General features: G+C 70.4%; 22 protein-coding genes, 1 tRNA gene and 1 pseudogene. 8 read left to right on the forward strand and 16 right to left on the reverse strand.

Features of this window, described 5'->3' with window-relative positions:
• Positions 1–47 precede the first annotated feature (47 nt).
• Complete coding sequence (locus WD794_01660; GenBank protein ID MEX2289019.1) at positions 48–245, reverse strand: hypothetical protein; 198 nt, start codon at positions 243–245, stop codon at positions 48–50.
• Between the two features lie 720 nt (positions 246–965).
• Here WD794_01660 and WD794_01665 point away from each other — a divergent pair.
• On the forward strand, positions 966–1,733 hold the full coding sequence (locus WD794_01665) for an IclR family transcriptional regulator (protein ID MEX2289020.1): 768 nt from the start codon (positions 966–968) through the stop codon (positions 1,731–1,733).
• Between the two features lie 28 nt (positions 1,734–1,761).
• Here WD794_01665 and WD794_01670 read toward each other — a convergent pair whose 3' ends face one another.
• The 8 genes from WD794_01670 to WD794_01705 form a co-directional block, all read right to left on the reverse strand.
• Positions 1,762–2,196: an organic hydroperoxide resistance protein gene (locus tag WD794_01670; protein ID MEX2289021.1), complete on the reverse strand. Its 435-nt coding sequence runs from the start codon at positions 2,194–2,196 to the stop codon at positions 1,762–1,764.
• Between the two features lie 28 nt (positions 2,197–2,224).
• On the reverse strand, positions 2,225–3,877 hold the full coding sequence (locus tag WD794_01675) for an FAD-dependent oxidoreductase (GenBank protein ID MEX2289022.1): 1,653 nt from the start codon (positions 3,875–3,877) through the stop codon (positions 2,225–2,227).
• Positions 3,878–3,887: 10 nt separating this feature from the next.
• The gene (locus WD794_01680) at positions 3,888–4,463 is read right to left on the reverse strand and encodes a 3-isopropylmalate dehydratase (protein MEX2289023.1); all 576 of its coding nucleotides are present in this window, start codon (positions 4,461–4,463) and stop codon (positions 3,888–3,890) included.
• Positions 4,460–5,728, reverse strand: coding sequence for an aconitase family protein (locus tag WD794_01685; GenBank protein MEX2289024.1), 1,269 nt, complete (start codon positions 5,726–5,728; stop codon positions 4,460–4,462). The genes WD794_01680 and WD794_01685 overlap by 4 nt, the downstream gene beginning before the upstream one ends.
• A 2-nt stretch (positions 5,729–5,730) precedes the next feature.
• Entirely contained in the window at positions 5,731–6,603 is an 873-nt protein-coding gene (locus WD794_01690; GenBank protein MEX2289025.1) for an isocitrate lyase/PEP mutase family protein, read from the reverse strand.
• Between the two features lie 112 nt (positions 6,604–6,715).
• Entirely contained in the window at positions 6,716–8,320 is a 1,605-nt protein-coding gene (locus WD794_01695) for an FAD-dependent oxidoreductase (GenBank protein ID MEX2289026.1), read from the reverse strand.
• Between the two features lie 36 nt (positions 8,321–8,356).
• Complete coding sequence (locus WD794_01700) at positions 8,357–9,211, reverse strand: fumarylacetoacetate hydrolase family protein (protein ID MEX2289027.1); 855 nt, start codon at positions 9,209–9,211, stop codon at positions 8,357–8,359.
• Positions 9,208–10,143: a phosphoglycerate dehydrogenase gene (locus WD794_01705; GenBank protein MEX2289028.1), complete on the reverse strand. Its 936-nt coding sequence runs from the start codon at positions 10,141–10,143 to the stop codon at positions 9,208–9,210. The genes WD794_01700 and WD794_01705 overlap by 4 nt, the downstream gene beginning before the upstream one ends.
• A 141-nt stretch (positions 10,144–10,284) precedes the next feature.
• Here WD794_01705 and WD794_01710 point away from each other — a divergent pair, with 141 nt between their 5' ends.
• Together WD794_01710 and WD794_01715 are read left to right on the forward strand one after the other, a co-directional pair.
• Positions 10,285–11,205 carry a cyclase family protein gene (locus WD794_01710; GenBank protein MEX2289029.1) on the forward strand — a complete coding sequence of 307 codons (921 nt, stop codon included), beginning with the start codon at positions 10,285–10,287 and terminating at the stop codon, positions 11,203–11,205.
• Positions 11,206–11,300: 95 nt separating this feature from the next.
• Complete coding sequence (locus WD794_01715; protein MEX2289030.1) at positions 11,301–12,029, forward strand: aspartate/glutamate racemase family protein; 729 nt, start codon at positions 11,301–11,303, stop codon at positions 12,027–12,029.
• An 11-nt stretch (positions 12,030–12,040) separates the two neighbouring features.
• Here the strand turns inward: WD794_01715 and WD794_01720 are convergent, their stop codons facing one another.
• From WD794_01720 to WD794_01745, 6 genes are read right to left on the reverse strand one after another with little or no spacing between them, the layout of a single operon-like run.
• On the reverse strand, positions 12,041–13,618 hold the full coding sequence (locus tag WD794_01720; GenBank protein ID MEX2289031.1) for an alpha/beta fold hydrolase: 1,578 nt from the start codon (positions 13,616–13,618) through the stop codon (positions 12,041–12,043).
• A gap of 31 nt (positions 13,619–13,649) precedes the next feature.
• Entirely contained in the window at positions 13,650–14,396 is a 747-nt protein-coding gene (locus WD794_01725; protein MEX2289032.1) for an ABC transporter ATP-binding protein, read from the reverse strand.
• A 24-nt stretch (positions 14,397–14,420) separates the two neighbouring features.
• The gene (locus tag WD794_01730) at positions 14,421–15,221 is read right to left on the reverse strand and encodes an ABC transporter ATP-binding protein (GenBank protein MEX2289033.1); all 801 of its coding nucleotides are present in this window, start codon (positions 15,219–15,221) and stop codon (positions 14,421–14,423) included.
• A complete protein-coding gene (locus WD794_01735; protein ID MEX2289034.1) occupies positions 15,218–16,126 on the reverse strand; it encodes a branched-chain amino acid ABC transporter permease in 909 nt (302 codons plus the stop codon). Before WD794_01735 ends, WD794_01730 begins: the two co-directional genes overlap by 4 nt.
• Before the next feature lie 4 nt (positions 16,127–16,130).
• The gene (locus tag WD794_01740; GenBank protein ID MEX2289035.1) at positions 16,131–17,012 is read right to left on the reverse strand and encodes a branched-chain amino acid ABC transporter permease; all 882 of its coding nucleotides are present in this window, start codon (positions 17,010–17,012) and stop codon (positions 16,131–16,133) included.
• A 39-nt stretch (positions 17,013–17,051) separates the two neighbouring features.
• The gene (locus WD794_01745) at positions 17,052–18,209 is read right to left on the reverse strand and encodes an ABC transporter substrate-binding protein (GenBank protein MEX2289036.1); all 1,158 of its coding nucleotides are present in this window, start codon (positions 18,207–18,209) and stop codon (positions 17,052–17,054) included.
• A gap of 445 nt (positions 18,210–18,654) precedes the next feature.
• Here WD794_01745 and WD794_01750 point away from each other — a divergent pair, with 445 nt between their 5' ends.
• From WD794_01750 to WD794_01765, 4 genes and pseudogenes are all read left to right on the forward strand, one after another.
• On the forward strand, positions 18,655–20,301 hold the full coding sequence (locus tag WD794_01750; protein ID MEX2289037.1) for an AMP-binding protein: 1,647 nt from the start codon (positions 18,655–18,657) through the stop codon (positions 20,299–20,301).
• A 656-nt stretch (positions 20,302–20,957) separates the two neighbouring features.
• Positions 20,958–22,206 (forward strand): annotated as a pseudogene (locus WD794_01755) (IS110 family transposase).
• A 139-nt stretch (positions 22,207–22,345) separates the two neighbouring features.
• Positions 22,346–22,552: a helix-turn-helix domain-containing protein gene (locus tag WD794_01760; GenBank protein ID MEX2289038.1), complete on the forward strand. Its 207-nt coding sequence runs from the start codon at positions 22,346–22,348 to the stop codon at positions 22,550–22,552.
• Between the two features lie 174 nt (positions 22,553–22,726).
• Complete coding sequence (locus WD794_01765) at positions 22,727–23,857, forward strand: site-specific integrase (protein MEX2289039.1); 1,131 nt, start codon at positions 22,727–22,729, stop codon at positions 23,855–23,857.
• Between the two features lies 1 nt (position 23,858).
• Here WD794_01765 and WD794_01770 read toward each other — a convergent pair.
• Positions 23,859–23,931 (reverse strand) — tRNA-Arg (locus WD794_01770).
• Between the two features lie 234 nt (positions 23,932–24,165).
• Between WD794_01770 and WD794_01775 the strand changes: the two genes are divergently transcribed.
• Positions 24,166–24,588 carry a hypothetical protein gene (locus WD794_01775; protein MEX2289040.1) on the forward strand — a complete coding sequence of 141 codons (423 nt, stop codon included), beginning with the start codon at positions 24,166–24,168 and terminating at the stop codon, positions 24,586–24,588.
• The last annotated feature ends 41 nt before the right edge of the window (positions 24,589–24,629 follow it).

A 24,629-nucleotide genomic window follows, 5' to 3' on the forward strand; every position in this document is an offset into this window, starting at 1 on the left:
TAACCCCGGATCCACCGTTGCTCTTGCCATCGACCCGGCTGCTGGGATCAGTAGTCGGGCGTATGGGCGGACGTACTCGACGGACGACCAGCCGGACCTGGCGGGCGTGCCGCAGGTCGCATCTGGCTGGCAAACGCGGTGAAGTCGGTCTCGGCGACATCCGGCCCGGAGACCTCCGGGGTGAACAGCCGGTACGGGATCGGCTGCCGCGCCTGGTCCGGGATGGCGTCGACCGCGGCGCGCACGCGACTGTAAGAAACGCGAAAGAGGAGCCGCCCGAACCGGCGACCCCTCCGACCTGCACTTGCCTGGGTGCGCCCGAAGGGATTCGAACCCCTAACCTCTTGATCCGCAGACCCCGTCGTCGCGCGGCCCGGCACCCATTGTCGGATCAGTCGTCACTCGGTCCTCCGCTCACAGCGTGCCGTTCACTGCCAAGCCACTCGGGGCGCGCGGGGAAGCACGCTGTCGTAACAGCCGAAGGGTTTCTGCTGGGAGGCGTGGCAGGCCGCTGACCTGGCTGCTTCCGCCGCGCGGGTGCCGGATCCCGTCCGTTCAGGGCGTCGGTGAGCAAGCCCTTCACGACGGGAGGACCTCTGGCGGCGTGCTGTGCGGTTCCTCGCTGACGTTGGCCAACGCAGCAGGATCGCCGCCGGCGGCGATGGCAGCCTTCAAACTGCGTAGCGCGTCCGAGCATTCGCGCCCTGAATCAGGCGATGACGGGGGTCGAGGGTGGATCCACCGAAATCGCAACATCGTGTGGGTCAGCGCGCCAGTCGACTGTCGCAAGTACATCCGCTGAAGCCAATGCATCACCTCTCTGCTCCCCGGCGCGCGCAGTTCGCCGGTGAGTCCTGCAGTGACAACAAGCGGGGGCCTTTGCCATGGCTCGGTACTCCAGTCGACGCCGCTTCAGGACGATCGCAGGGGACGCATGGCATGGCGAGAACCGGTACGGTGCGTAGGTGGAGTCCTCGACCGATCCGAAGAACATCGTCGGGTCGGTCGTGAAAGCGGCGCGCCTGCTGGACAGCTTCAGCGTCGAGCGCCCAGAGGTCACGCTCAGCGAGTTCACCGAGGACACGGGCCTCAACAAGACGACCGTCTACCGCCTGCTGCAGACCATGCTTTCGTGTGGATGGCTCACGCGAACGAAGTCGGGCGGCTACCGGCTCGGGATGCCTCTGCTGTACCTGGGCGCTATCGCGCGCGGCAATCTCGATCTTCGCAACGAGGCCGTGCCGCTCATGCGGCGGCTGTCGGAAGAGTTCGGCGACACGTCCTTCCTGATGATTCCGGGTCCCCATGGGGCTGTGACGATCGAGCTGGTCGTAGGCAGGAATCCTGTCCGTATCCATGGCGTAACCGTGGGTTCTGTACTGCCTTACCACGTCGCCGCTGGGCCGGTCGCGATCGCCGCGTTTACTCCCGAGATCGAGGCCCGCCTGGTCGCGTCGGAGCAGCCTCGGCTGACCAGTCGCACCGTGGTGTCGAGAGCAGATCTGTCTCGCTACTTCGCTCGCGTCCGGGAAGCGGGCTATGTCGTGAGCGTCGAGGACTACATCGAAGATGTCGCGGCCGTCGCGGCACCCGTACTCGATGCGGACGGCGTAGCCATCGCAGCGCTGAGCCTCGGCGGCCCCGCCAGCAGATTCGAGGAACCCATGCTGTCGCGTGCGATCGACCGCGTGTGCGCAATGGCGCGGGAGCTCAGCGGACGCATGAGCGCCTGACCCGCCATCGGCGCGTGGAGCAAGCATGTCAACCCGCCCGGGCGACGATCTCGACCGGGATGTTGCCCCTCGTCGCGTTCGAGTACGGACACACGGCGTGCGCCGCGTCCGCCAGCTCGCGAGCCTGCGTCTCGTCGACCCCGGGCACCTCGACGGTGAGGACGACGGCAAGGCCGTAGGCCCTCCCCACAGGACCGATGCTCACGTCGCAGGCGATCTCGCACGACGACGCGTCGATGCCGGCGCGGCGGCCAGCCACCATCAGCGCGCTCTGGAAGCAGGCGGCGTAGCCGGCAGCGAACAGCTGCTCAGGGTTCGTCGCGCCACCCGGGCCACCCATCTCGACGGGCGGTCGCAGGTCCAAGTCGACGAAGCCGTCGCTGGTCTTCACGTGGCCGGACCGTCCGCCCGCCACCTTCGCCGTCGCCGTGTACACGACCTTCTCGGGGCCACTGGCCGTCATCTGCTTCCTCTCACAGTGTTTGCGCCGCTCAGGAAGAGCGGCGTGGAGCTGGTGCCTGGACAGGTGCGGCCGACATGGCGCGCACGGACCGGTGCGCCATCGCAAGGTTGCGGCTGTTGGCGTAGCCGGTGACATAGCCGCGGAACTCGGTGGTGGCGACCGCGTTGCCCGTCGCGTGCAGGCCTGGGACGGCCGATCCGTCACGGCGCAGGACACGGCCGTCCTCGTCGGTCCGCAGGCCGAATGTGCACATGCCCGTTCCGAGCAGGCGCAGGGGGAGCCCGTAGAACGGCGGCTCCGCAACGGGACCGAGATTGGCGTTGGGCTCGTGCGACGGGTCGCCGTAGCGACGTCGCACGAACGGCAGCGAACCTCGTCCGAAGGAGGGGTCCTCGCCCCGTTCGGCGTGGAAGTTGAAGAACTCGACGGTTCTCGTGAGCGCCTCACCGTCGATTCCGAGGATTGCGGCCAGTCCGCGCAGATCCGCGGCTCGAGCGATCGACGACGGGTACGGCGCGCCCGGCTGCAGGGAACCCAGCCGGTACGTCCGCCGGAAGCGCTCGTCGACCACGAGGTAGCAGGGGAAGTTCTCCCAGCGCTTCTGCACGGCGTCCCAGCGCCGGAGCGCCTCGTTGATCCCGACGTAGTAGCTCTCGTCCCCGAAGCGCCGTCCCGACCGGTTCACCACCAGCGTGTGCGGCAGCCCCATGACGTCGAACAGCTGCTGGCACAGGACCTCTGCGGTGCCGGGGTGCGTCAGCGAGCTGTCGAGCTCCGCACCCATGGAGAACTGGGGGCCACTCCCGCGGACCAGGCCGGCGCCGACCGACTCAGCAAGCACCAGGTGGTCCCCGCTGATCGAAGGAGGACTCGCCTCGGCGAAGTCCGGCAATCCCTCCAGGTCCGCCGCAGCGGGCGACCAGCCGTAGCCGCCCGTCGCCAGGACCACGCCCCTCCTCGCGCCGTAGTGCGCGGGGCCGCCGGACCCTTCTGCCACGACGCCGGTGACCCGTCCCGCCTGCGTGACCAGCCCGGTCACGCTCTGCTCGGTGAGGCAGGACGCGGCCCCCTCCGCCAGAGCTGCGCGGACGAAGGCCCCGGCCAGTCCGACCCCCATCGTCAGCACGTCGCCGCGCTGGCGCGCGCGCAGGAGGGAATTGGTCAGCACGCTCGTCCGGGTCGAGTCGAACATCTCGCTGTGCCGCAGCCCGATCCGGTAGTGCGGGCTCGGCATGAGACGAGTGCGCCACGACCCGAGCGAGCTGCCGTCGACTGCGCACTCGAGCATGCGGCCCGACGCGGTGGAGCCGGGTGCCTGGGGGTGGTAGACGTCGGGGTTGCCCGGCACCACCTCCAGGGGGACGCCGAGTTCGCGGTAGGCCCTGGTGGCGTCGCGCATCGCGCGCACGACCGACAGTCGCAGCGCCTCGTCGCACTCGCGCTCGCCCTGCACGTGGTCGAGGTAGGCGCAGGCCGCATTCAGGCTGTCGGGCGGAACCGTCTCGTCCAGACCCGGGACCCAGCACAGCCCGCCGCTGTAGGCAGCGCCTCCACCGAGGTACGACGACTTCTCCAGCACGAGCGCCGACAGGCCATGCGCCTGCGCGCTCAGGGCTGCGGCGAGACCTCCGAGGCCTCCCCCGACGCAGACGAGGTCGAACTGCTCGAGCTCAGACGTCATTCCGCTCGCGTCAGTCGTCCGCGGCGGCCATCGCCCGCCGGGCACGGCCCTCGGGGCCCTGCTCCTTGAGCAGCAGGTTGAACCCTCCACCCGCTTCGATCACGCGCACTGCGTGCTCGCTGAGGGGGCTTCCCTGCAGCACCTGGCCCGATCCCGGCAGCGTCACCCGAGCGGCGCGCCAGTCGAGCTCGACCTCGTCCCACCGCTCCACCGCCGAGCTGATGCCGGGCACCGTGATGAGGGGCATGCCCTGGTAGATCTCACCGCGCCAGTACCCGGGTGCGAAGGACTCGGCGATGACCGCCGATATGCCTTCGTTCCGCAGAGCGATCATCGCGGGGTAGTGCGGATGGCCGTAGCCGAAGTTGCGACCACCGACGATGACGTCGCCCGGTCGCACCGCGGAGATGAAGTCCGGGTCGTAGGTCGCCATGCAGACCGAGCGCAGGTGCACCGGGTCGTAGGACTTGATGTTCTCGACCCCTATGACCAGGTCGATGTCGAAGTCGTCACCGAAGATCCACGCGACCCGCCCCCTGAGCAGGTCGGGGACGACCGACGACGGGCCGGGAGCCACTCCCGTCATGACGGCACCACCTCTCGCGGGTCGGCGATCGTGCCGGTCAGCGCCGAGGCAGCGACGGTGTACGCACTGCCCATGTAGATCTGCGCCTCCGTGCTGCCCATGCGGCCGGAGATGTTGAGGACGCCGGTGGAGATGCAGGAGTCTCCCGCCGCGAGCGGAGCGGCGTAGCCGATGCAGAAGTCGCACGACGACTTCGCGACGTGGGCGCCGGCTTCGCTGAGCACGCTGAGCAGCCCCTCCTCGTCGGCCTGCTGGTAGATCTGCTCCGATGTCGGCACGACGTTCAGCCGCACGTTCGCGGCGACCTTCTTGCCGCGCAGGATGTCGGCCGCCGCTCGGATCTCCTCGATGCGCCCGCTCGCGCACGAGCCGATGTAGGCGTGCTGCACCGGTGTGCCTGCCAGCTCCTCGATGGGGCGCGTGTTCGACGACTTCGCGGAGCCCGGCAGCACGACCTGCGGGGAGAGCGTGGTGAGGTCGATCTCGTAGCTCGCAGCATACTCGGCGTCGGGGTCACTGTAGAGCGGCTCGAAGTCGCGCCGCGCGACCTTCCGCGCGTACTCGAGTGACAGCTCGTCCGGGTTGAAGATGGCCGACACGGCACCGGTGAACATCGCCATGGCGCAGAGCCCCTGGCGACGGTCGATGCTCATCGCCTCGGCCCCGGGACCGACGTACTCCATCACCTGGTGCGCGCAGCCGTCGGCGCCCATCTCGGCGATGATGTGGTGGAGCAGGTCCCGGTTGTCGACGCCCGGACCGAATCGGCCCTCGAGGTGGAACTTCGAGCTGGCGGGGACGTCTAGGTAGACCGCTCCGGAGACCCACGCCTCGAGCAGGTCCTTGCGGACGCCCCACCCGAGCGAGCCGAACGCGCCGAGCCCGCTGATGTGTCCGTCGAAGTGGACGAGGAACGTGCCCGGCATCGCGTAGCCGAGCTCGGCCGCGACCTGGTGGCCGATGCCCTTGCCTTCGTGGACCTCGACGCCGTTGGCGCGTCCCCATTCGCGCGTCACGCGGTGGATCTCCTCCTCGCGCTCGCCGCCGCGGGTGACCAGGTGGTCGATGAACAGAACGTAGCGGTCGGGGTCATCCAGCGTGGTGATGCCGAAGTCGTCAGCCATCTGCTTGAACATCACGTCGGTGTAGCCAGGGAAGTCGTAGGCGACCATGTAGTCCGGTCGGAACGGCGCGTTCTGCCCTGGACGGACCACGTCCATGCCACCGGCGCGCGCGAGGATCTTCTCCGTGATCGTCGAGCCCATGGTCATGCCTCCACGGTCGCCGGCAGGTAGCGCTGCTGGAGCTCTTCCATCTCCGGGAAGCCGATCATCCCGATGAACTCGCCGTGCTTCATGTAGTCGGCCGACACCGCCTCCGAGCGCTCACCGGCCGCCAGCCGCCGCAGCGAGTCACGCATGGCCGTGGCCGCCGAGAGCACGAGCTGCGTCGGCAGGAAGGCAATGGCGATCCCTGCCTCGAGCATGGCCTCGCGGGTGAAGTCGCGCTCCACCCAGGTCCAGGCGGTCAGCGCCGCGACGAGCGGCACGCCGGCGACCTCGGAGCAGCGACGCCACTGCTCAAGGTCGCTGAAGGTCTTGGAGACGGGCATGACCATGTCGGCGCCGGCGGCCACGTAAGCCTCGGCGCGCTTGAGCGCCTCGTGACCGACGGCGTCGGTCCGGGCGATGAGGATCACCTCACCCTCGAGGGAGTCGGCCACAGCCCGCACCTTGCCGGCGGACTCGCCGATCGGCAGCACCTCGACGGGGTCACCGACGCAGATGGGACAGCGCTTCGGAGAGATCTGGTCCTCCATGAAGACCGCCGCCACCCCTGCACGGCGAAACGATGCCGCCGTGCGCGCTGCGTTGATGGCGTTGCCGTAGCCGGTGTCGATGTCAGCGACGATCGGCAGCGACGTCGCCTCGCGGATCTTGCGGACCGCCTCGAGGTTCTCCGTCGCCGTGAAGACCTCGGCGTCGGGAAGCCCGAGCGCTGCCGAGATCGCGAAGCCGGAGGCGCACACCGCCCCGAACCCGGCCTGTTCGGAGAGCCTCGCGGACAGGCCGTCCCAGACGCCGGGGGCGTAGACGACCCCCTGGGCCTCGATGAGCGCGCGCAGATCCTGTGCCGACATAGCCGCTGCCCCTCTGGTTCCGCATTGCGGAACCCTTTCCGGAATACGTACTTCCGACCGTAGTCCCCCCAGCCCCGAGGGTCAACAGGCGACGGGCGGCGGAGCGCGAGCGTCAGGTCAGCATCGCGCCGACCGCGTTGTAGGCGTAGGTGTAGTTGCGTGCGTTGGCTAGGCCGGTGACGTAGCCCTTGAGCTCCCGGGTCGCCGCCGCATTGCCCGTCGCGTACAGGCCGTCGATCGTGCTGCCGTCGCGGCGGAGCACCCGCGCGTCCCCGTCGATGCCGAGCCCCAGCGTGCTCAGCCCGACGCCGAGGACGGTGAGCCGCACGGCGTGGAACGGCGCGCGCTCGACCGGTCCGAGGTTCGGGTTCGCGACGTACCGCGGGTCCCCGTAGGCGCTGCGGGCGAAGGGCAGCGAGCCGCGCGCGTGCTCGAGGTCCTCTCCCGTAGCGGCGTACTGGTTGAAGCGCTCGACGGTGGCTCGTAGGCCCGCGCGGTCGATGCCCGTGCCCGCCGCGAGCTCGTCGAGGCTGCCGAAGGTCCGGACCTCGTCCGGGTAGGGCGCGCCAGGGTCGTAGGGGCCGAGCGGGTACTGCTCGTGGAAGCTCTCGTCGAAGACCAGCCAGCACGGGTAGTTCGCCCACCGTTTGCGCCGTGCGTCGTACTGGCGCAGGCCTCGGATCAGCGCGCCGTAGTAGGACTCGTCGCCGAAGCGCTGGCCGTCGGAGTTGACGATCATCGAGTGCGGGTAGCCGAGGAACTCGAGCAGCTGCGTGTACATCGGCTCGTCGGTACCCGGGTGCGTCTGCCCCTCGAACCGCTCCCCGAGCACGACGAAGGGGTCCGCACCGCGGACGACGGCGGCGCCCACCGACTGGGCCAGCGACAGCCCGTCGCCCGCCACGACCGGCGGTGCCGCCTCCACCAGCTCCGGCACGTCCTCGAGCTCGGCGGCGTCGGGCGCGTTGCCGTAGCCCCCGACGGCGAGCAGCACCCCCCTGCGGGCAGTGATCTCGACCCCGCCGTCCGGGCCCTCGGCCACGACGCCGACGACCCGGCCGCTCTCCTGCAGGAGTCGGACGACGCGGTGGCTGAGCCGGCACTCCACCCCGCGGCGGACGAGCGCCTCGCGGACGAAGGCGCCCATGAGCCCGAGCCCGTGCGTGAGGTGGTCCTCCGCGCTGCGGGAGGCGGCCAGCCGCACGCGGGCGGCGACGTCACCGCCGAGCTCGTAGTAGAACTCGTCGCGGCTCACGCCGGTGCGGTAGTACGGGCTCGGGCGCAGACGGGGCCGCCAGTCGCCGAGCTCCGCACCCGCAACCGCGCACTCCAGCAGCCTGCCCTGGGCGGTCGAGCCGGGACACGGGGCGTACAGGTCCGGCGCCCTGCGGATGAGGTTGAACGGGATGCCCGCGTCGGCGAACCACTGCGTGGCCTGCGCGGACGACTCGAGGTAGCGCCTGCGCGCTGAGCGGTCGACGGGCCGCCCGCTGCCCTGGACGTGGTCGAGGTAGGCCTCGGCGGCGTCGAGCGAGTCCGGCGGATCGGCCAGGTGGTTGCCCCCGACCCAGCAGAAGCCTCCGCTGTAGGCGGCCACCCCGCCGACCATGTCCGACCGCTCGAGGACCAGGACCCGCGCTCCGAGGTCGTGGGCACGGATCGCCGCGGCGAGGCCGCCGAGCCCCGCTCCCACGCAGATGATGTCGACGTCCGTCATGTGCCTCCTTCGGCTCAGCGCGTGATCGCTTCTCCGTCACCCGCGAACCGCGACCACGCGGTTCTCCAGCGCTCCGAGCCCGTCGATCTCGCAGCGGACGACGTCGCCGGAGCGCAGGTAGGTCGGCGGCGTGCGGCCTGACCCGACACCGGCCGGGGTCCCGGTGAGCACGACGTCACCCGGCTCGAGCGTCATCGTGGCGGACAGCCGGACGACCAGGTCCGCGACGTCGAACAGCATGTCGCCGGTGGTCGAGCCCTGCCGCTGCTCGCCGTTGACGAACGTCCGGATGCCCAGCGCGTGCGGGTCGTCGATGTCCTCGACCGTGGTGATCCAGGGGCCGATGGGACACGAGGTGTCCAGGCTCTTGGACAGGAAGATCTGCGGCATGCGGCGCTGCAGGTCACGAGCGGAGACGTCGTTCGCCACGCAGTACCCGAGCACGCTGTCGAGCGTGTTCTCCCGGCGGGCCCGGCGCGTGCGCGCGCCGATGACGACGGCCAGCTCGCACTCGTAGTCGAGCTCGGCCGTGAGGTCCTCCGGCAGCTCGACCGGGTCGTACGGGCCGTTGAGCGAGCTCGTCGCCTTGGTGAAGACCATGGGCTCGGTCGGCGTCGGCTTGCCGACCTCAGCGATGTGGGCGAGGTAGTTGAGCCCGATGGCCATCACCTTCCCGGGGCGGACGAGCGGGCAGGCGAGGTCGACCGCCTGCTCGTCGACGTCGGGGTCGCGCTCGGCCGTGGCCGCACGGATCTGCCGCTGCGCCTCGAGGACGGCGCCGATGTCCGGGAGGTCGAGATCCAGGGCTCCGGCGGTCACCCACCCGGAGCGTCCTGCGGTACCGAAGGCGAACTGCTCGCCGTCGGACGAGCGGAGCCGGGCGATCCTCATGAGCCGAGCGCCTCGAGGATCGATCGCGCGCATGTCAGCGTGACGGTCGCGAGCGCGCTGTCGGAGTAGCCGGCGGTGTGCGGCGACACCAGCAAGTTCGGCGCAGAGAGCAGCGGGAGGTCCGGCGGGGCCGGCTCGTCGGCGAAGACGTCCACGGCGGCGCCGGCGATCGTGCCCGCGGCGAGAGCGCGCGCCAGCGCCTGCTCGTCCACGATCCCGCCCCGGCTGTCGTTCACGAGGAGCGCGTGCGGCTGCATCTGCGCGAGCTCGGGCTCGCCGATGAGGTGCCGGGTCGCGTCGGACAGCGGCACGTGCAGCGAGACCACGTCGGCCGTGGCCAGCAGGGTCGGCAGCTCCACGACCTGCACGCCATCGGCAGCGCCGCGCGTCGCGTCGAGGAAGGGGTCCGCGACGACCAGCTGCATGTCGAAGGCCTTCGCCAGCCGGGCGAGGTGGCGGCCGATCGCCCCGAAACCGACGATGCCGAGGGTCCGGCCGGCCAGGCCCATGCCTACGTGGGGCTTCCAGGCGCCGGTGCGTACCGCCGCGTCGTTCACCGCGACACCGCGCGCAAGGGCGAGCACCTGGGCCATCGCGTACTCCGCGACCGCCGAGGAGTTGCCCCCGGGGACGGAGACGACGGCGATGCCCCGCTCGCGCAGGTAGTCGAGGTCGAAGTTGTCCAGGCCCGCCCCGCACTTCGCGGCCACCTTGAGCTCGGGCGCGTCGGACAGGGTCGTGCTGTCCACAGGCTCGAACCCGGCGACCCACGCGTCCGCCGTGCGCAGCGCGGCCCGCAGCCTCTCGGTGTCGCCCCGCTCGACCAGCTCGACCGTGAGTCCGGCGTCCTGCAGCAGCCGCACCGGTTCGTCGGAGTAGCGCCCGAACGACGGGGAGCTGGAGACGACGCTGCCGGTCCGACCGCTGCTCATGCGCTCCCGCTTCCCCTTGTCCGGTTGGGAGCGTGACACTAACATCGCGTACCGCTAACCGTAATCAGGTTCGGATAGTGGAACACCCTGCCCGGAGGGACGGACGTTCCTCGGCGAACGGAGGAGCGCGTGGAGCGGTCGATGACCCCCGACGACGTCCGGGCAGAGGCCCTGCGCCTCGGCGTCCGCTCGAACTGGGGGCGGTGGGGAGACGACGACCAGCGCGGCACGCTCAACCTCATCACGAGCGACAACGTGCAGCGAGGGCTCGCGGCGGTGCGGGCCGGCGCTGTCGTCAGCCTCGGGCAGCCGCTCGACGTCGAGGCGCCGCCCTACTACCCGCAAGGGCTGGACCGCGCCGTCAAGCACGAGATGGTGACGGCCTGGGCGTCCAACGCCGGCGGACCGGTGCAGGCCGCGAGCGACCAGGTCCACGTGCAGTGCCATGGGCTCGACAACACGCACATGGACGCGATCTGCCACATCGGGTACGGCGGCATCGGCTACAACGGCCGGCCGTTCCGCGAGATGGTCGACGAGACCGGGGCCTCGGCCTGCGACATCCTGCTCGCGGGACCGGTCGTCACGCGAGGCGTCCTGGTCGACGTCCCGCGGCTGCGCGGCGTCGACCACCTCGAGGGCGGCGACGCGGTCACCGAGGACGACCTGCGCCGCGCCGCACCCGACCTCTCGCCCGGTGACGCCCTGGTCATCCGCACCGGGCGTGCCCGTGCGGGCGACGACGGCCGGAGCTTCACCGAGAAGTACGGGCGGCTGGCCGGCCTGCACCACAGCGCCATGAAGGTCGTGGCCGAGCTCGACGTCGGCCTGCTCGGGACCGACGGCTCCGCCGACACCTTTCCCGCGGTCGACGAGAACCGTCTGCCCATCCACGTCCTGTCGCTGGTGCACCTCGGCGTTCACCTGCTGCACAACCTCGCCCTCGAGGAGCTGGCGCACGCGCTCGCCGAGCGAGCGACGAAGGACTTCCTGGTCGTGGCGGCCCCGCTGCGCCTTCCCCGCGGCACCGGGAGCCCGATCGCTCCCGTCGCCGTCCTCTGACAGGAGCTCCCATCCTCAGGATCTGGCACCAGAGCATCAGCGAGCTCGACCACCTGCCGCAGTACCGGGAGATGCTCCAGGAGCACGCGGCCCGGGTGACCGACGACGACACCGTCGTCGACCTGCACGGCATGCGCGCCGGCTCGTACCCCGACGGCGTGGCGCCCATCGACGTGCTCGCCAACCCGTGGTGCCACTACCTGGCCAACGTCCAGATCGTCGAGGCCGCGATGGCCGCCGAGCAGCAGGGCTACGACGCGGTGGCCATCACCTGCTTCCACGACCCGGCGCTGCCCGAGGCCCGCAGCATGGTCGACATCCCGGTGGTCTCCATGTGCGAGTCGTCGCTGCTCGTCGCGTGCTCTCTCGGCGAGTCGTTGGGGCTGGTCGGCATCGGTCCGGCGAACGTGCAGCTGGTTCGCGCCGCCGTCCGGAAGTACGGCCTCGAGCAGCGGGTGTGCGACGTGCTGCCGGTCGACGACCGCGCGGTCAACGAGCACGAGATCGACGCGTCGTTCGCCACCGAGAACGCGCTGACCGCGTCGTTCCGAGCGGCAGCCCGGACGCTGATCGCCGCAGGCGCCGACGTTCTCGTGCCGTCGGAGTCCCTGCTCAACACGGCGCTCGTCAAGCAGCAGGTGACGGAGGTGGACGGGGTGCCCGTCGTCGACGCGTTCGCGGTGATGCTCGCGCACGCGGAGCTGCTCGTCCGGCTGCGCCGGACCACGGGGCTCGGGGTCAGCCGGACGGGTGCGTGCGCCCGGCCACGAGCCGGCGGCGTCGAGCAGCTGCGCGCGGCGGCGGCTGGCGTGCTCTCCGGCTGACGGCCGCGGCATCAGCCGAGGAAGTCGCGGTACAGCGCCAGCGTCTCGGCTGCCGCCTGCGGCTCGGGGTCCGGCCACCACATCGTCGTCGGTGTCGGCAGGATCCGGAGCATCCCCTCCGGCGCGAGCGACGCCGCGTCCTCCAGCGCGTTGGCCAGCATGTCGTGCGGGCCGGCCGTCAGGATCGCCGGTCGCTTGAGATCCGGGAGCCGCGCGCGCGTGTCGTAGGAGAACCCGGCGCGATAGGCACCGGAGTACGTCGTACCGCTCTCCAGGATCCCGACGGCGTACAGGTGCAGGCCCTGCGCGCCCGGCACGCCGATGCCGCGCGCGGCGGAGCGGTCGACGCGGTACCACGGCCAGTACATGAACATGTCGCGGCGCCAGTGCCAGACATGCTGCAGGTGCAGCCCGAAATGGTCCGGCGCGAAGTCCGGGAAGTAGCGCTCAAGCAGCTCGCGCCGGAACTCCGGCGTCACCATCACCGGGGCTTCGAGGACGAGCTTGCCGACGCGCTCGGGGAAGTCGACCCCCAGCTCCAGGCCGACGCACGCGCCCGTGTGGGAACCCCAGACGTCGACCTCGTCGATCCCGAGCGCGTCGAGCACGTCGACCGCCTCGCGCGCCAGGGTGCCGGCCGTCACCTCGCGCTCCACCTTCTCCGACAGCCCGTTCCCGAGGTAGTCCATCGCGAAGACGGTGCGGCTCTCGGCGAGCCCGCAGATGACCGGCGCGAACTGCGCCGAGGAGCCGCCGCCGGTGGACAGCACGAGCACCGGCCGACCCCGGGACCCGGCTCTGCGCAGGTGGACGCGCCCGGACCGGGTGTCGACGTACTGGTTCCAGATGGCCGTTCCCGGACGGGGCTGGGTCGCCGGCGGTGCGACGCGACCGCCAGCACCGATAGGCGTCCCGAGCGCGTCGGGCACCTGCTCGACCAGCTCCACGATGTGCACCGAGGCGGGCCGGGCGGCGCTCAGACCGGCGGCGCACAGGGACCAGGCCACCGCCCACCGCTCCGGCTCGACCGCGGCGGACAGGAACGCCTCGTTGAGCGACGCCGTGTCGGGCAGCGCGGGTCCCGACCCCGAGGGGAGCGACGGCGCGTGCGGATCGAGGAGGGCCCGGTCACGCAGGAAGCACCACAGCGCGTTCAGGTGGGTCCCGTCGACGCGCGGGCGCAGGTCGGGCGGCGTCGTCTGGGTGCTGACCCAGCCCTCCGCCCGCTCGAGCCCGAGGAGCACCGTGGACGTCGGGGGGCTCGGCAGCGCGGAAAGCAGCGCCGGCACCAGCGCTGCCGACAGGTCCTGGGCGATCAGGGCGAACGGGTCGGAGGACACGAAGCCGAGCGATTCGGCGACAGCCTGCGCCGCCTGCTCCACCGACGTCACGTCGAGAGCGGCCGACCCGCCCATGCCGGGAGGCTCGACCACGACGACGCATCGCCCGGGAAGGGCCGAAGACAGCTCCGCGCTCAGCACGGAACCCGAGGTGGTCAGGCCGGCGACGGCCACCACGACGGGGCCCTCCCCCGACAGCCAGGTGCGAACCTGCCCTTCGCCGGTCGTGATGTAGCAGGGGGTGCTCACGCTACCTCCGCGGGATTCCCTCGTCGACCGGTCACGCGTGCGCGCCCTCGGCCGCGGCCTTCTCGATCTCGGGGGCGGCGATGGACGGGTCGAGTCCCAGGTGCCGAGCGATCGTGTCGGGGTCCTTCTCCATGTCCGCCGGCGTGCCGGAGGCCACGATGTCGCCGCGGTGGATGAGGTAGGCGTAGTCGGCCAGCGGCAGCGCAATGGAGGCGTTCTGCTCGACCAGCAGGACGGTGACCCCGGAGGCGTGGATCTGCTTGATCGCTCCGATCACCACGTCGGTGAGGGCCGGGGACAGACCCATGGACGGCTCGTCGAGCAGCAGCATGGTCGGCGACGTCATCAGGGCGCGGCCGATGGCGAGCATCTGCTGCTCACCGCCGCTCAGCAGGCCTGCCAGCTGGCCACGTCGCTCCGACAGTCGTGGAAACAGGTCCCACACCTCGTCGAGCGCCGCCTGGCGCCGGCGTCCGCGGGCGTAGCTGCTGAGGGTCAGGTTCTCCCCGACCGTCAGCGGCGCCACCACCATCCGCCCCTCGGGCACGAGCGCGAGACCACGGCGCACCACGCGGTAGGCGGCCTGGCCGGTGATGTCGTCGCCGGCGAAGGTCACCCTGCCGGACGACGGGCGCAGGACCCCGGCGAGGGTCGTCAGCGTGGTCGACTTCCCGGCACCGTTGGCGCCGAGCAGAGCGACCAGGCTCTTCTCCTGGACCTCCATGGTCAGACCCGTCAGAGCGGGCACGGAGCCGTAGGAGACCGAGAGGTCGTCCACGGACAGCAAGGTCGGCATCAGTGGTTACTTCCCGAAGTAGGCAACGCGGACCTCCGGCAGGCGCAGGCACGCCATCGGCTCGTCCTCGGCAATGACCGCTCCTGCGGCGATGACGGCGATGCGGTCGCAGCAGCGCTCCAGCAGCCTCATGTTGTGCTCGATGACCACGACGGTGAGCCCGCGCGAGCGCAGCTCGGACAGCAGGTCGGCGATGGGGAGCCAGTCGGCGTCGTTCATGCCCGCCGTCGGCTCGTCAAGCAGCAGCACGTTCGGGCGGGTCGCCAGTGCACGCGCGATCTCGAGCCTGCGCTGGTCGCCGTAGGACAGCGTCTCGGCGAGCCGGTCCGCCACATGGCTGAGCCCGACCAGCTCGAGCATCTGGTCGGCGGTCTCCGCGAGCATCGCGCGGTCGCGCCGCTCGCTGGGCAGCCGGAGCATGCTGGCGAACATCGACGCCGTGCGGTGCCGGTAGGCGCCCGCGCTGACCTGCTCTCGAACGCTCATGCCGCGGAAGAGCCGGATGTTCTGGAACGTCCGGGCCACTCCCATCCGGCTCAGCCGGAACGCGTCCATCGCAGTCGTGTCGACGCCGCTCACCTGGAATCGGCCGGAGTCGGCGTCGGCGAACCCGCTGATGATGTTCAGCAGCGTCGTCTTGCCAGCACCGTTCGGCCCGGCGATCCCGTAGATCGTGCTGCTCGGGATGGACAGGGTGACCGACCGCAGCACCTCGAGACCGCCGTAGCTCTTGGAGATGCCGTCCAGTTCCAGGGCGGCGCCCGTGGTCACGGCGACCGAGCCGGGACCACCCTCTACGGCGGTCACCTCCCGGCCTTCACGACGGGCGACATCGCCTCGGCGTGGTCTGCCGCCACGGCGTCGGGGAGTCGGCGGCTGCGGTAGCGCCTCCAGCGGATGGGGTCGACCAGTCCGCCCGGCAACCAGATGATGATGGCGAGCAAGAGCGCTCCGTTGATGATCGACTGTCCCTCGGTGATGTACTGCGTGATGTAGACCGGCAGGCCGGTGAAGACGGCGGCGCCGATCACCGATCCGAGCCAGTGGTATGCCCCACCGAGGACGACGCTCGCGATCACCGTGACCGACAGGTCGATGAAGTAGGTGTCCGGGTCGATGAAGTTCAGCTGCGACGCCAGCATGATGCCGCCGAGGCCTCCGAGCCCACCGCTGAGGCCGAAGGCCACCACGTGGATCCGATTCACCGGGACGCCGAGGCTTGCCGCGACCGCGGGGTCCTCCCTGCTCGTCGCCGCCGCCACGCCGAAGCGCGACCGGGCGAGCAGGGCGAGCAGGATGCAGACGACGACCAGGATGGCGAGCAGGTGCCAGCGCGAGAGCGAGTTCGGGACGACGACACCCGCTGAACCGCCGGTGAGGTCCTCACCCAGGTTCACGACCACGACGCGGGTGATGAGCACCAGCGCCACCGTCGCGAGCGCGAGCCAGTGGCTGTCGAGCTTGCGGAACAGCCGTCCGACGGCCAGGCCGAACACCGTGGCCAGCCCGGTGCCGGCCAGCACGGCGACTACGGGGCCGTAGTCGGTGTGATTGAGGAACCACGTGGAGGTGAACGCCCCGGTCGCCGCGAAACTCACCGTGGCGAAACTCAGCAGCCCGGTCCAGAGAGTGACGTAGGTGCTCAGCGCCAGAACGGCACCCGCCATGGCGAACGCCAGGGCGCTGAGCAGAAGAGCGAGGTTCGGGTCCATCAGGTCACGCCCTGACCACGTTGGCGGAGCCCAGGATCCCACGCGGGAGCCAGAGCAGGACGACGAGCACGAGTCCGAACGTGATGGCGTCCTGGAAGCCGCTCGAGATGTATGCCGCGGACATCGTCTGCACGACGCCGATGAGCACACCGCCCAGAGCTGCGCCCCGCACATCACCGAACCCGCCGATGACAACTGCGGCGAATCCCTGCAGCAGCAGGTGGTCCCCCAGCGTGAAGTTGAAGCTCTGCCCGCTGGCTAGCAGAATGCCCGACAGCCCCGTGATCGCCCCGGACAGCGCAGCCGCCCCGATGATCATCGCCCGCGGGTTGATCCCGGCGATCTGCGCTGCGTCCTTGCTGTAGCCCACCGCCCGGATGGCGTGGCCGACCCGGGTCCTGTGGAGAAGCAGGTAGACGCCAGTGATGACGACCACGGCGCACACGATCGACAGCAACTGGGTCTTCAGGATGCTCACCCCCGCGACCTCGATGAGCCCCCTCGGAACGGTGTTCGAGGGGAAGCCCACCGGGGTCGCGTTGGTGGCAATGCTCGCGACCTCACGCAGCGCGATCCACATGCCGATGCTGGCGATGATGGCGCCGAGCATCTGCACGCCGCGCCGCCGGAGCGGCTGGAACGCCAGCTGATCGACGAAGACCGCGACGAGCGCGGCCCCGGCGACCGCCAGAATCGCCGCCACGACGAACGGCACGTCCAGCTCAGTGAGGGCGAAGTACGCGAGCATCGCCCCTGCGGTGGCGTACACGCCCTGCGCCAGGTTCAGGATCTGCATCGTCGAGAAGACGATGCCGAAGCCCACGGCGAACAGCGCGTAAACCGCCCCCACCGAGATGCCGGTGATGAGCTGGTCGACGAAGAGCAACGTTCCTCCTGGACAGGCAGAGCGAGCGGGCGGGCCGGCCTAGCTGTCCGCGCCCTGCCAGAGCACGATCTCGCCGTCTGGCGCCGAGTAGTTGACGATCTTGACACTCTGCTCGGCGAACATCTGGCCGTCCTCGAACGTCACCTCGCCGTAGATGGTGTCGGGCAGGGTCGCCATGTCGTTGAGCGCCTCGGCGAGGCTCTCACGCGTCGGGTTCTCACCGGCCGCTTCCAGCGCCGCCGCCATGACGTAGACCGCGTTGTAGCCCTGCGCCGCGAAGCTGTCCGGCGGCGTGCCATTGGCCGCCTCGTAGGCCTCGACGAAGGCCTCGCCCTCCGGGGTCGTCTCGCTCGCGAGGAAGTACACCGGGAACGGCACGGCGGTCAGCGCCTCGGAGTTCGACTGGTAGACGCCGGGGCCGACGATGGTCTCCCCGGTGAGGATCTGACCGTCGTAGCGACGGTCGTGCAGCGCCGCGATCATGCCGACGGCCTCGGCCTGGGTGGCGCTGACGACGATCGCGTCGGGGTTCTTCTGCATGACGCTCGCCGCCGATCCGGCGAAGTCGGTCTGCTTGGCCAGGATGCCCACGTCGCCGAGGCTCTCCACACCGGCGGACTCGAAGCCCTTCTTGAACGCCTCGGCCTGGCTCACGATGCCGGCGTTGTCCGTCATCACCACGTAGGCGACGCTCTCGACGCCAGACTCGGCGATCGTCTTGGCTGCCTGCTCGTTAGCGGTGTGGGGCATCGTCGTCGTCCGGAAGACGTACGGCGGCTCGGCCAGGCCGACCTCCGTGGCGCCGTACAAGATCGTGGGCATCTCCGCCTGGATCACCTGCGGCTTCACCGCGCCGGCCACGGGACTCAGGATGCAGCAGATCAGGCCGAGGTTGTCCTGGTCGGACGCCATCTGCGACGCCGCCGAGGCGCAGCGGGCCGGGTCCTCGGAGCACTCCTGCTCCTCGAGCTCAAAGGTGACGTCGCTGCCGATGACATCGTTGGCGTTGATCTGCTCCTCGGCGACCCGCGCGCCCGAGAGGAAGGCCTTGCCCGCCCCCGCCAGCGGACCGGTCTCCGCCGTCAGGATGCCGACCTGCAGAGTCGTGCCGCCGCCGTCACCGCCGGAGGCCGTGGAGTCCGAGTCGGACTCCGACGCGCACGCGGCCGTGAGCGCGAGCGCCCCCGCAGCGAACACCGCGGCGAGCTTCCTCCTGGGGGTGTGTCCTGGGGCCAGGGAACCTGTCGACGCTGTTCTACCGAACACGGGAACTCCTCTGCTTCGAGTTGACTGACGAGCGAGCGTGTTGCGCCTACGGGGCCGGCGGAAGAACGGAAAGACCCTCACCCGAGCCACCGCCAACAGCGGCCACACGGAATCCTGTGAAGATCTTTTCGGTGGGGGCGTCGCCTCGTAACGTTTCGTATTCCGGAATGAAGTCCGCATGGCGGGTTGAGCGTGACCCTAGTCACAGGTCTCCGGCAGCGTCAAGGAGCGTCGCCGACCTGTGACCTGGCCGTGTCGTCACGTTGCCGGGCATGGCACATTCGGTCCTCCTGGACGGGCCCGCGCGCGACCTCCGCCGGATCCGCGGGTGTGACTGACTCCGCCGTGACCCGTCCCACTCCAGCGAGGAGCCACCATGACGACCAGCGCAATGCAGCCGCGACCGTGGCACCGGCTCTACCCGGAAGGCGTGCCGCCTGAGGTCGGCCGTCCGCCCGCCGGGGTGCTGACGATGTTCCAGCAGAGCCTGGCGCGGGACGCCGCGGCGCCGTGCCTGCACTACTTCGGCCGCACCCTCAGCAGAGGGGAGGTCGACGCGCTGAGCGAGCGGCTGGGCTCAGGTCTGGCGGCTCGCGGAGTGGTGCCGGGCGACCGGGTCGCGATCGCGCTGCAGAACACGCCGGTGTTCGTCCTCGCGACCGTCGCGGCCTGGAAGTGCGGCGCGACGGTCGTGCCCGTCAACCCGATGTTGCGTGCTCCCGAGCTCAAGCACGTGGTCGAGGACTCGGGCTGCCGAGTGCTCCTGTCCCATCCTGAGATGGCCGATGTCGTCGAGCAGGTGCGTCGTTCGACGCACCTCGAGCACGTCCTGTGGTCACGCGCCGACGACCTCGCCGGCGACCTGCCTGCGCCCTGGGGTGAGCAGGCCGAGCTGGCCGCCGACGCGGTGCTCAGTGAGCTCGCGCTCGAGCGGCCGCGGGTCGACGCACCGCGCGAGCAGGCACCCGCTCTGCTCACGTACACGTCCGGCACGACCGGCCGGTCCAAGGGCGCAGTGAACAGCCACCGGAACCTCGCCTACCAGGCGGTCGTCGGCCGCCAGTGGTTCGACGTGCAGGACGGAGGTGTCCTCGCGGTGGCACCGCTGTTCCACATCACCGGACTGGGGGTCCACCTCGCCCTCGCGCTGGCCAACGGCTTCCCCCTCGTGCTGACGCACCGGTTCGACCCTGCCACCGTGGCCGCCTTGTGCGAGCGCTACCGGCCTTCCTTCGTCATCGGGGCCATCACCGCCTTCATCGCCCTCATGAACAGCGGGGTAGACCGCGCGTCGCTCGCCTGCCTCACGTCTGTCTTTAGCGGGGGCGCGCCGGTGCCCGAGGCGGTCGTGCAGCGCTACGAGGCGGAGTTCGGCACCTATATCTACAACGCGTACGGCCTCACCGAGTCCACCTCTGCGTGCATTGCCGTGCCGAAGGGCGTCCGGGCACCGGTCGATCCCGGGTCAGGCGCGCTCTCGATCGGTGTCCCCCTCCCCGGCGCGGACGTCTGGGTGGTCGACGAGCAGGGTGAGCGGGTCGATGCCGGCGAGCTCGGCGAGTTGGTGGTACGGGGGCCGCAGGTGGTGGCCGGCTACTGGCAGCTGCCCGAGGAGAGCGAGCGCGCGATCCCGGGTGGCGAGCTGCACACCGGCGACGTCGGCTTCATGAACGCAGACGGATGGGTCTTCCTCGTCGACCGCAAGAAGGACATGATCATCGCCAGCGGCTTCAAGGTGTGGCCGCGCGAGGTGGAGGACGTGCTCTACGAACACCCGGCCGTCGAGGAGGCCGCCGTGGTCGGCGTCCCGGACGACTACCGCGGCGAGACGGTCCACGCCTACGTCACCGTCCAGCAGGGGGCGGAGGTGACACCAGCCGAGCTCCAGTCGCACTGCCGGGAGCGGCTGTCCGCCTACAAGGTGCCGCGCGAGGTCGTGCTCGTGACGGAGCTGCCCAAGACAGCCACCGGCAAGATCCTGCGACGTGATGTGAGACAGCAGGCCGCCCGTCGCGACAGTTGACCGTCAAAAACCGCCGGCGCTGAACGGCGGCGCCGCGGCGAGCCAAGGCGACAACAACCGCCGTGACGCGAAGACGACGAGCAGCCCGCCCGCCGCGGCAGGCGGGAGCCGGACTGCGATCGGGATCCGTCGTCGCCTGCATCTGAGACCGACAGAATCACCGGAGGGGAGGCGGATTCACGCTCAGAATAAGTCCACGGGCGGCCGGCCACCCGCCACTGCACCCCGCCGATCGACTCTCACTCCGCGTGGCCCGGCCGCGAAGGCCATTCATGATCATGTCCTGAGCCGTCTGTGGGCCGTCACAGCCCGACGGCGGCCAGAAGGTGTCCAGAGCGGTCCAGGTGCAAACCGCAGGTCAGCAACTGAGAGCCCTTCGGGCTCGCCGTGGTTCGCGAAGATCTGGCGGTGGGCTGCGGTTGGTCCTCAGGCTCTGGTCATGGCCGGTGATGGCGAGGACGCTGGGGCGGTCCGTTCCGGTCGACACCGAAAGCCTCTATAGTGCCTGCGAGCCTGTAGGTCAGCATGGTGGTGGAGGGCTCCACGGGAACCGTGGAATGTTGCCTTCGAGCACGAGCGTCAGACCTTCGATCTTCCTTGCCCTCCCCGGGCGGACACGTCGTCATCGTGAACGAACGGGGAAAGGGGAACAGAGCATGGATCTTGTGCATCCGCGGTGCGCTGGTCTGGATGTGTCCAAGCGTGACACGAAGCTGTGCGTACGCGTCGCCGGGGCTGGACGGGCGGGCGCGACCGAGACGGTCACGACCTGGGGATCGGTCAGCAATCAGGTGCTGGCGTTGCGCGATCATCTGGTCGCCCAGCAGGTCACGTTGGTGGTGATGGAGGCGACCGGGGACTACTGGAAGCCGTTCTACTACCTGCTCGAGGACGGCCCGTTCGAGCTGATGCTGGTCAATGCCCGGCACGTGAAGAACCTGCCCGGGCGCAAGACCGATGTGTCGGACGCGGCGTGGCTGGCCCAGCTCGGCGCGCACGGGCTGGTCCGTGGCTCGTTCGTGCCGCCCGAGCCGATCCGGCAGCTACGGGACCTGACCCGCACGCGCACCACGCTGGTGCGGACCCGCGCGAAGGAGATCCAGCGGCTGGAGAAGTTGCTCGAGGACGCCGGCATCAAGCTGTCGTCGGTGGCCAGCGACATCAGCGGAGTGTCCGGCCGGGCGATGCTCGAGGCGCTGATCGCCTGGCAGCGCGACCCCGGCGAGCTGGCTGAGTTGGCCAAGCGAGGCCTGCGCTCGAAGATCTCCGCGCTGACCGAGGCGCTGACCGGCCGGTTCACCGACCACCACGGGTTCCTGGCCCGGGTGCATCTGGACCTGATCGACCAGCACTCCCACGCCATCGAGGAGCTGACCGCCCGGATCGAGGTGGTGATCGAGCCCTTTCGCGGCGCCCGGGACCTGATGGTCACGATCCCCGGGATCAGCATCGCCGTCGCAGACGTGATCATCGCCTAGACCGGCGCGGACATGAGCCGCTTCCCGACCGCCGGGCACCTGGCCTCCTGGGCCGGGACCTGCCCGGGCAGCAACGAGTCCGCCGGCCGGATCAAGTCCACCAAGACCCGCCCGGGCAACCCCTACCTCAAGGGTGCGCTGGGCGTCGCGGCGATGTCCGCGCGCAGCAAGAACACCTACCTGGCCGCGAAATACCGGCGCATCGTCTCCCGGCGCGGCCCGATCAAGGCGATCGTCGCGGTCGAAACACGCCATGCTCATCGCGATCTGGCACATGCTCACCAACGGCGTCTTCTACGACGACCTCGGCGGTGACTTCTACAGCCGACGCAACCCCGACAAGACCAAGCAACGCGCCCTGAACCAGCTCAAGCAGATGGGCTACGACGTCACCCTCACGCCGTTGCCGACCGCTGTGGCTGGGTGAATCTTCGCGTCAGTGGAGCGACCGCGGCACGGCCGCACCGAAGTGCCGGTCCCTCGGGGGCGGACACGGCAGACGGCAGCGCTGTCACGGCACCTCCCGCCCTCGCACTTGCCTCAGTAGCGAACGTCACCGACGTGGTGTGGACGCTCCCGAGGACGTGGAGGACGTCATGGACAAACTGCTGCTCACGCCGGTCGAGGCCGCTCAGGCTCTCGGGATCGGCCGGTCGAAGGTCTACGAGCTCCTGCAGAGCGGACAGCTGAAGTCGGTCCGCATCGGCAGCTGCAGGCGCGTCCCCCTCGACGCCGTCCACGACTTGCTGGCCGAGCTTCGCCGGACGGGCTGACGGCTGCCACTGTCGAACTGACGACGAGAGGGGTCGCTGATGGGAACACGACGCGCGGCCGGCGAGGGGGCGGTGCACAAGCGCAAGCAGGGTGGCTGGCAGGGGTCGGTCACCGTCGGCATCGTCGACGGCCGGCGGAAGCGCAAGACGGTGTAGGGGGCGACGCAGCGCGAGGTGCTCGACAAGCTCGCCGCGATCCGGCGCACCCTGGATTCCGGGCTGCCGGTCGGCACGAGCCGGCCGATGACCCTCGGCGACTACCTCGAGGCGTGGCTGCGCGACACGCTCCCGACGGTGGTCCGGCGGTCCACGGCGGAGTCGTACGCGAGCCTGACCAGGCAGCACATCATCCCGGGGCTGGGACACCACCGACTCGACAAGCTCACCGCGGTCCACATCCGCGCGTTCCTCAAGGACAAGAGCGCGCAGATCAGCCCGCGGACGAACCGGCCGCTGGCCCCCCGCACGCTCCAGTACCTGCACGCGGTGCTGCGTCTCGCGCTGGAGCAGGCACGCCGGGACGACCTGGTGGTGCGCAACGTCGCAGGCCTGGTCGCGGGACCGAGGGTGCAGCGCGTCGAGATCGAGCCGCTCACGCCGGAGGAGGCGGGCTCGCTCCTTGCCGAGGCGGCTGCGGACCGCCTGTCGCCGCTGTGGCTGCTCGTCACCGCCCTCGGGCTCCGCCGCGGCGAGGCGCTGGCGCTGCGGTGGGACGACGTCGACCTCGACCGAGGACACCTTCAGGTCAGGGCGAGCTTGCAGCGCGTGGGCGGACAGCTCGTCCGCTCCGAGATGCCGAAGACGAAGTCGAGCCGGCGGGCACTTCCCCTACCGGCGCTCGTCGTCACGGCCCTGCAGTCCCACCGTGCGGCCCAGGTGCAGGAACGGCTCGCATCAGACGTCTGGCTCGACGACACGCTCGTCTTCACCACCGGCGTCGGGACGCCGCTCGAGCCGCGCAACGTCCTTCGGTCGTTCCATGCGCTCTGCGACCGCGCGCAGGTCCGCCGGGTCCGCATCCACGACCTCCGGCACGCGGCTGCGTCGTTCATGTTGCTGCAGGGCGTCGACATGCGCGTCGTGATGGGCACGCTCGGCCACTCGCGGCTGGCCACGACGAGCGACCTCTACACGCACCTGCTCGAGCCGGTGCAGCGCGCCGCCGCCGACCGGATGGACGACCTGCTGCGCCAGGTCAACCCCCGGCTCCGGAGCTTGATCACCGCCGTGGCTGTATCTGTGGCTGTACGGAACGCGAAAGGAGCCGTCCGACCGGGACGACCCCTCCGACCTGCACTCTCCTGAGTGCGCCCGAAGGGATTCGAACCCCTAACCTCTTGATCCGTAGTCAAGTGCTCTATCCGTTGAGCTACGGGCGCGGGTGCCGGTGACGGCAACGGGAGCGAGCATACCGGTCTGTCCGGCGGCGCCCCGGCGGCCGGTGACGACACCTGGTGGCGGGCGCGCGGGACCGCCGGTGGAGCGCCGGCTGCGGACGACCGGCGGAGCGCCATGCTGCCGGCTCGACACGGGACGACCGGGACGTGCCAGGATCGTGCCGGACATCCGGCTGCTCGGAGCTCCCGCGGCCGGCGACGACATGGAGGAAACAAGTGAGCGACGACGCCAGCACCGAGACCGCCGAGGCCCCCGAGGCCGCCCCGGCGAAGTCGACCGGCCGCAGCAGCGGCAAGAACAGCGGCCGCCGTGGCGGCGCCCGCACCCAGCGAAGCAGCAGCAGCCTTGCGTCCGGCAGCGGCGCGGCCGGCAGCAGCGCCCTCGCGTCCGCCCTGCGCGAGCTGGTCAACGGGATCGAGGAGCAGGTGACCGCGGTCACCGGCCTCTCTGGCCAGATCGACGAGCATGTCACCGCGTTGAACGAGCTGCGCGCCGAGGCCACCCGGCGCCTGCTGCACCTGGACGACCTGCGCGGGACCGCCGAGGACGTCAACCTCGGCGCCTTCCTCGACACCACCATCCAGCCGCAGCTGCCGCAGGTGGAGGAGGAGTTCCCCGAGCGCATCTACGGCGGCTAGTCCCGCCACGACCCGGCCGGCGCACTCCCCGGGAGGGCGCC

Source organism: Mycobacteriales bacterium (assembly GCA_040902655.1).
Taxonomy (GTDB): Bacteria; Actinomycetota; Actinomycetes; order Mycobacteriales; family SCTD01; genus SCTD01.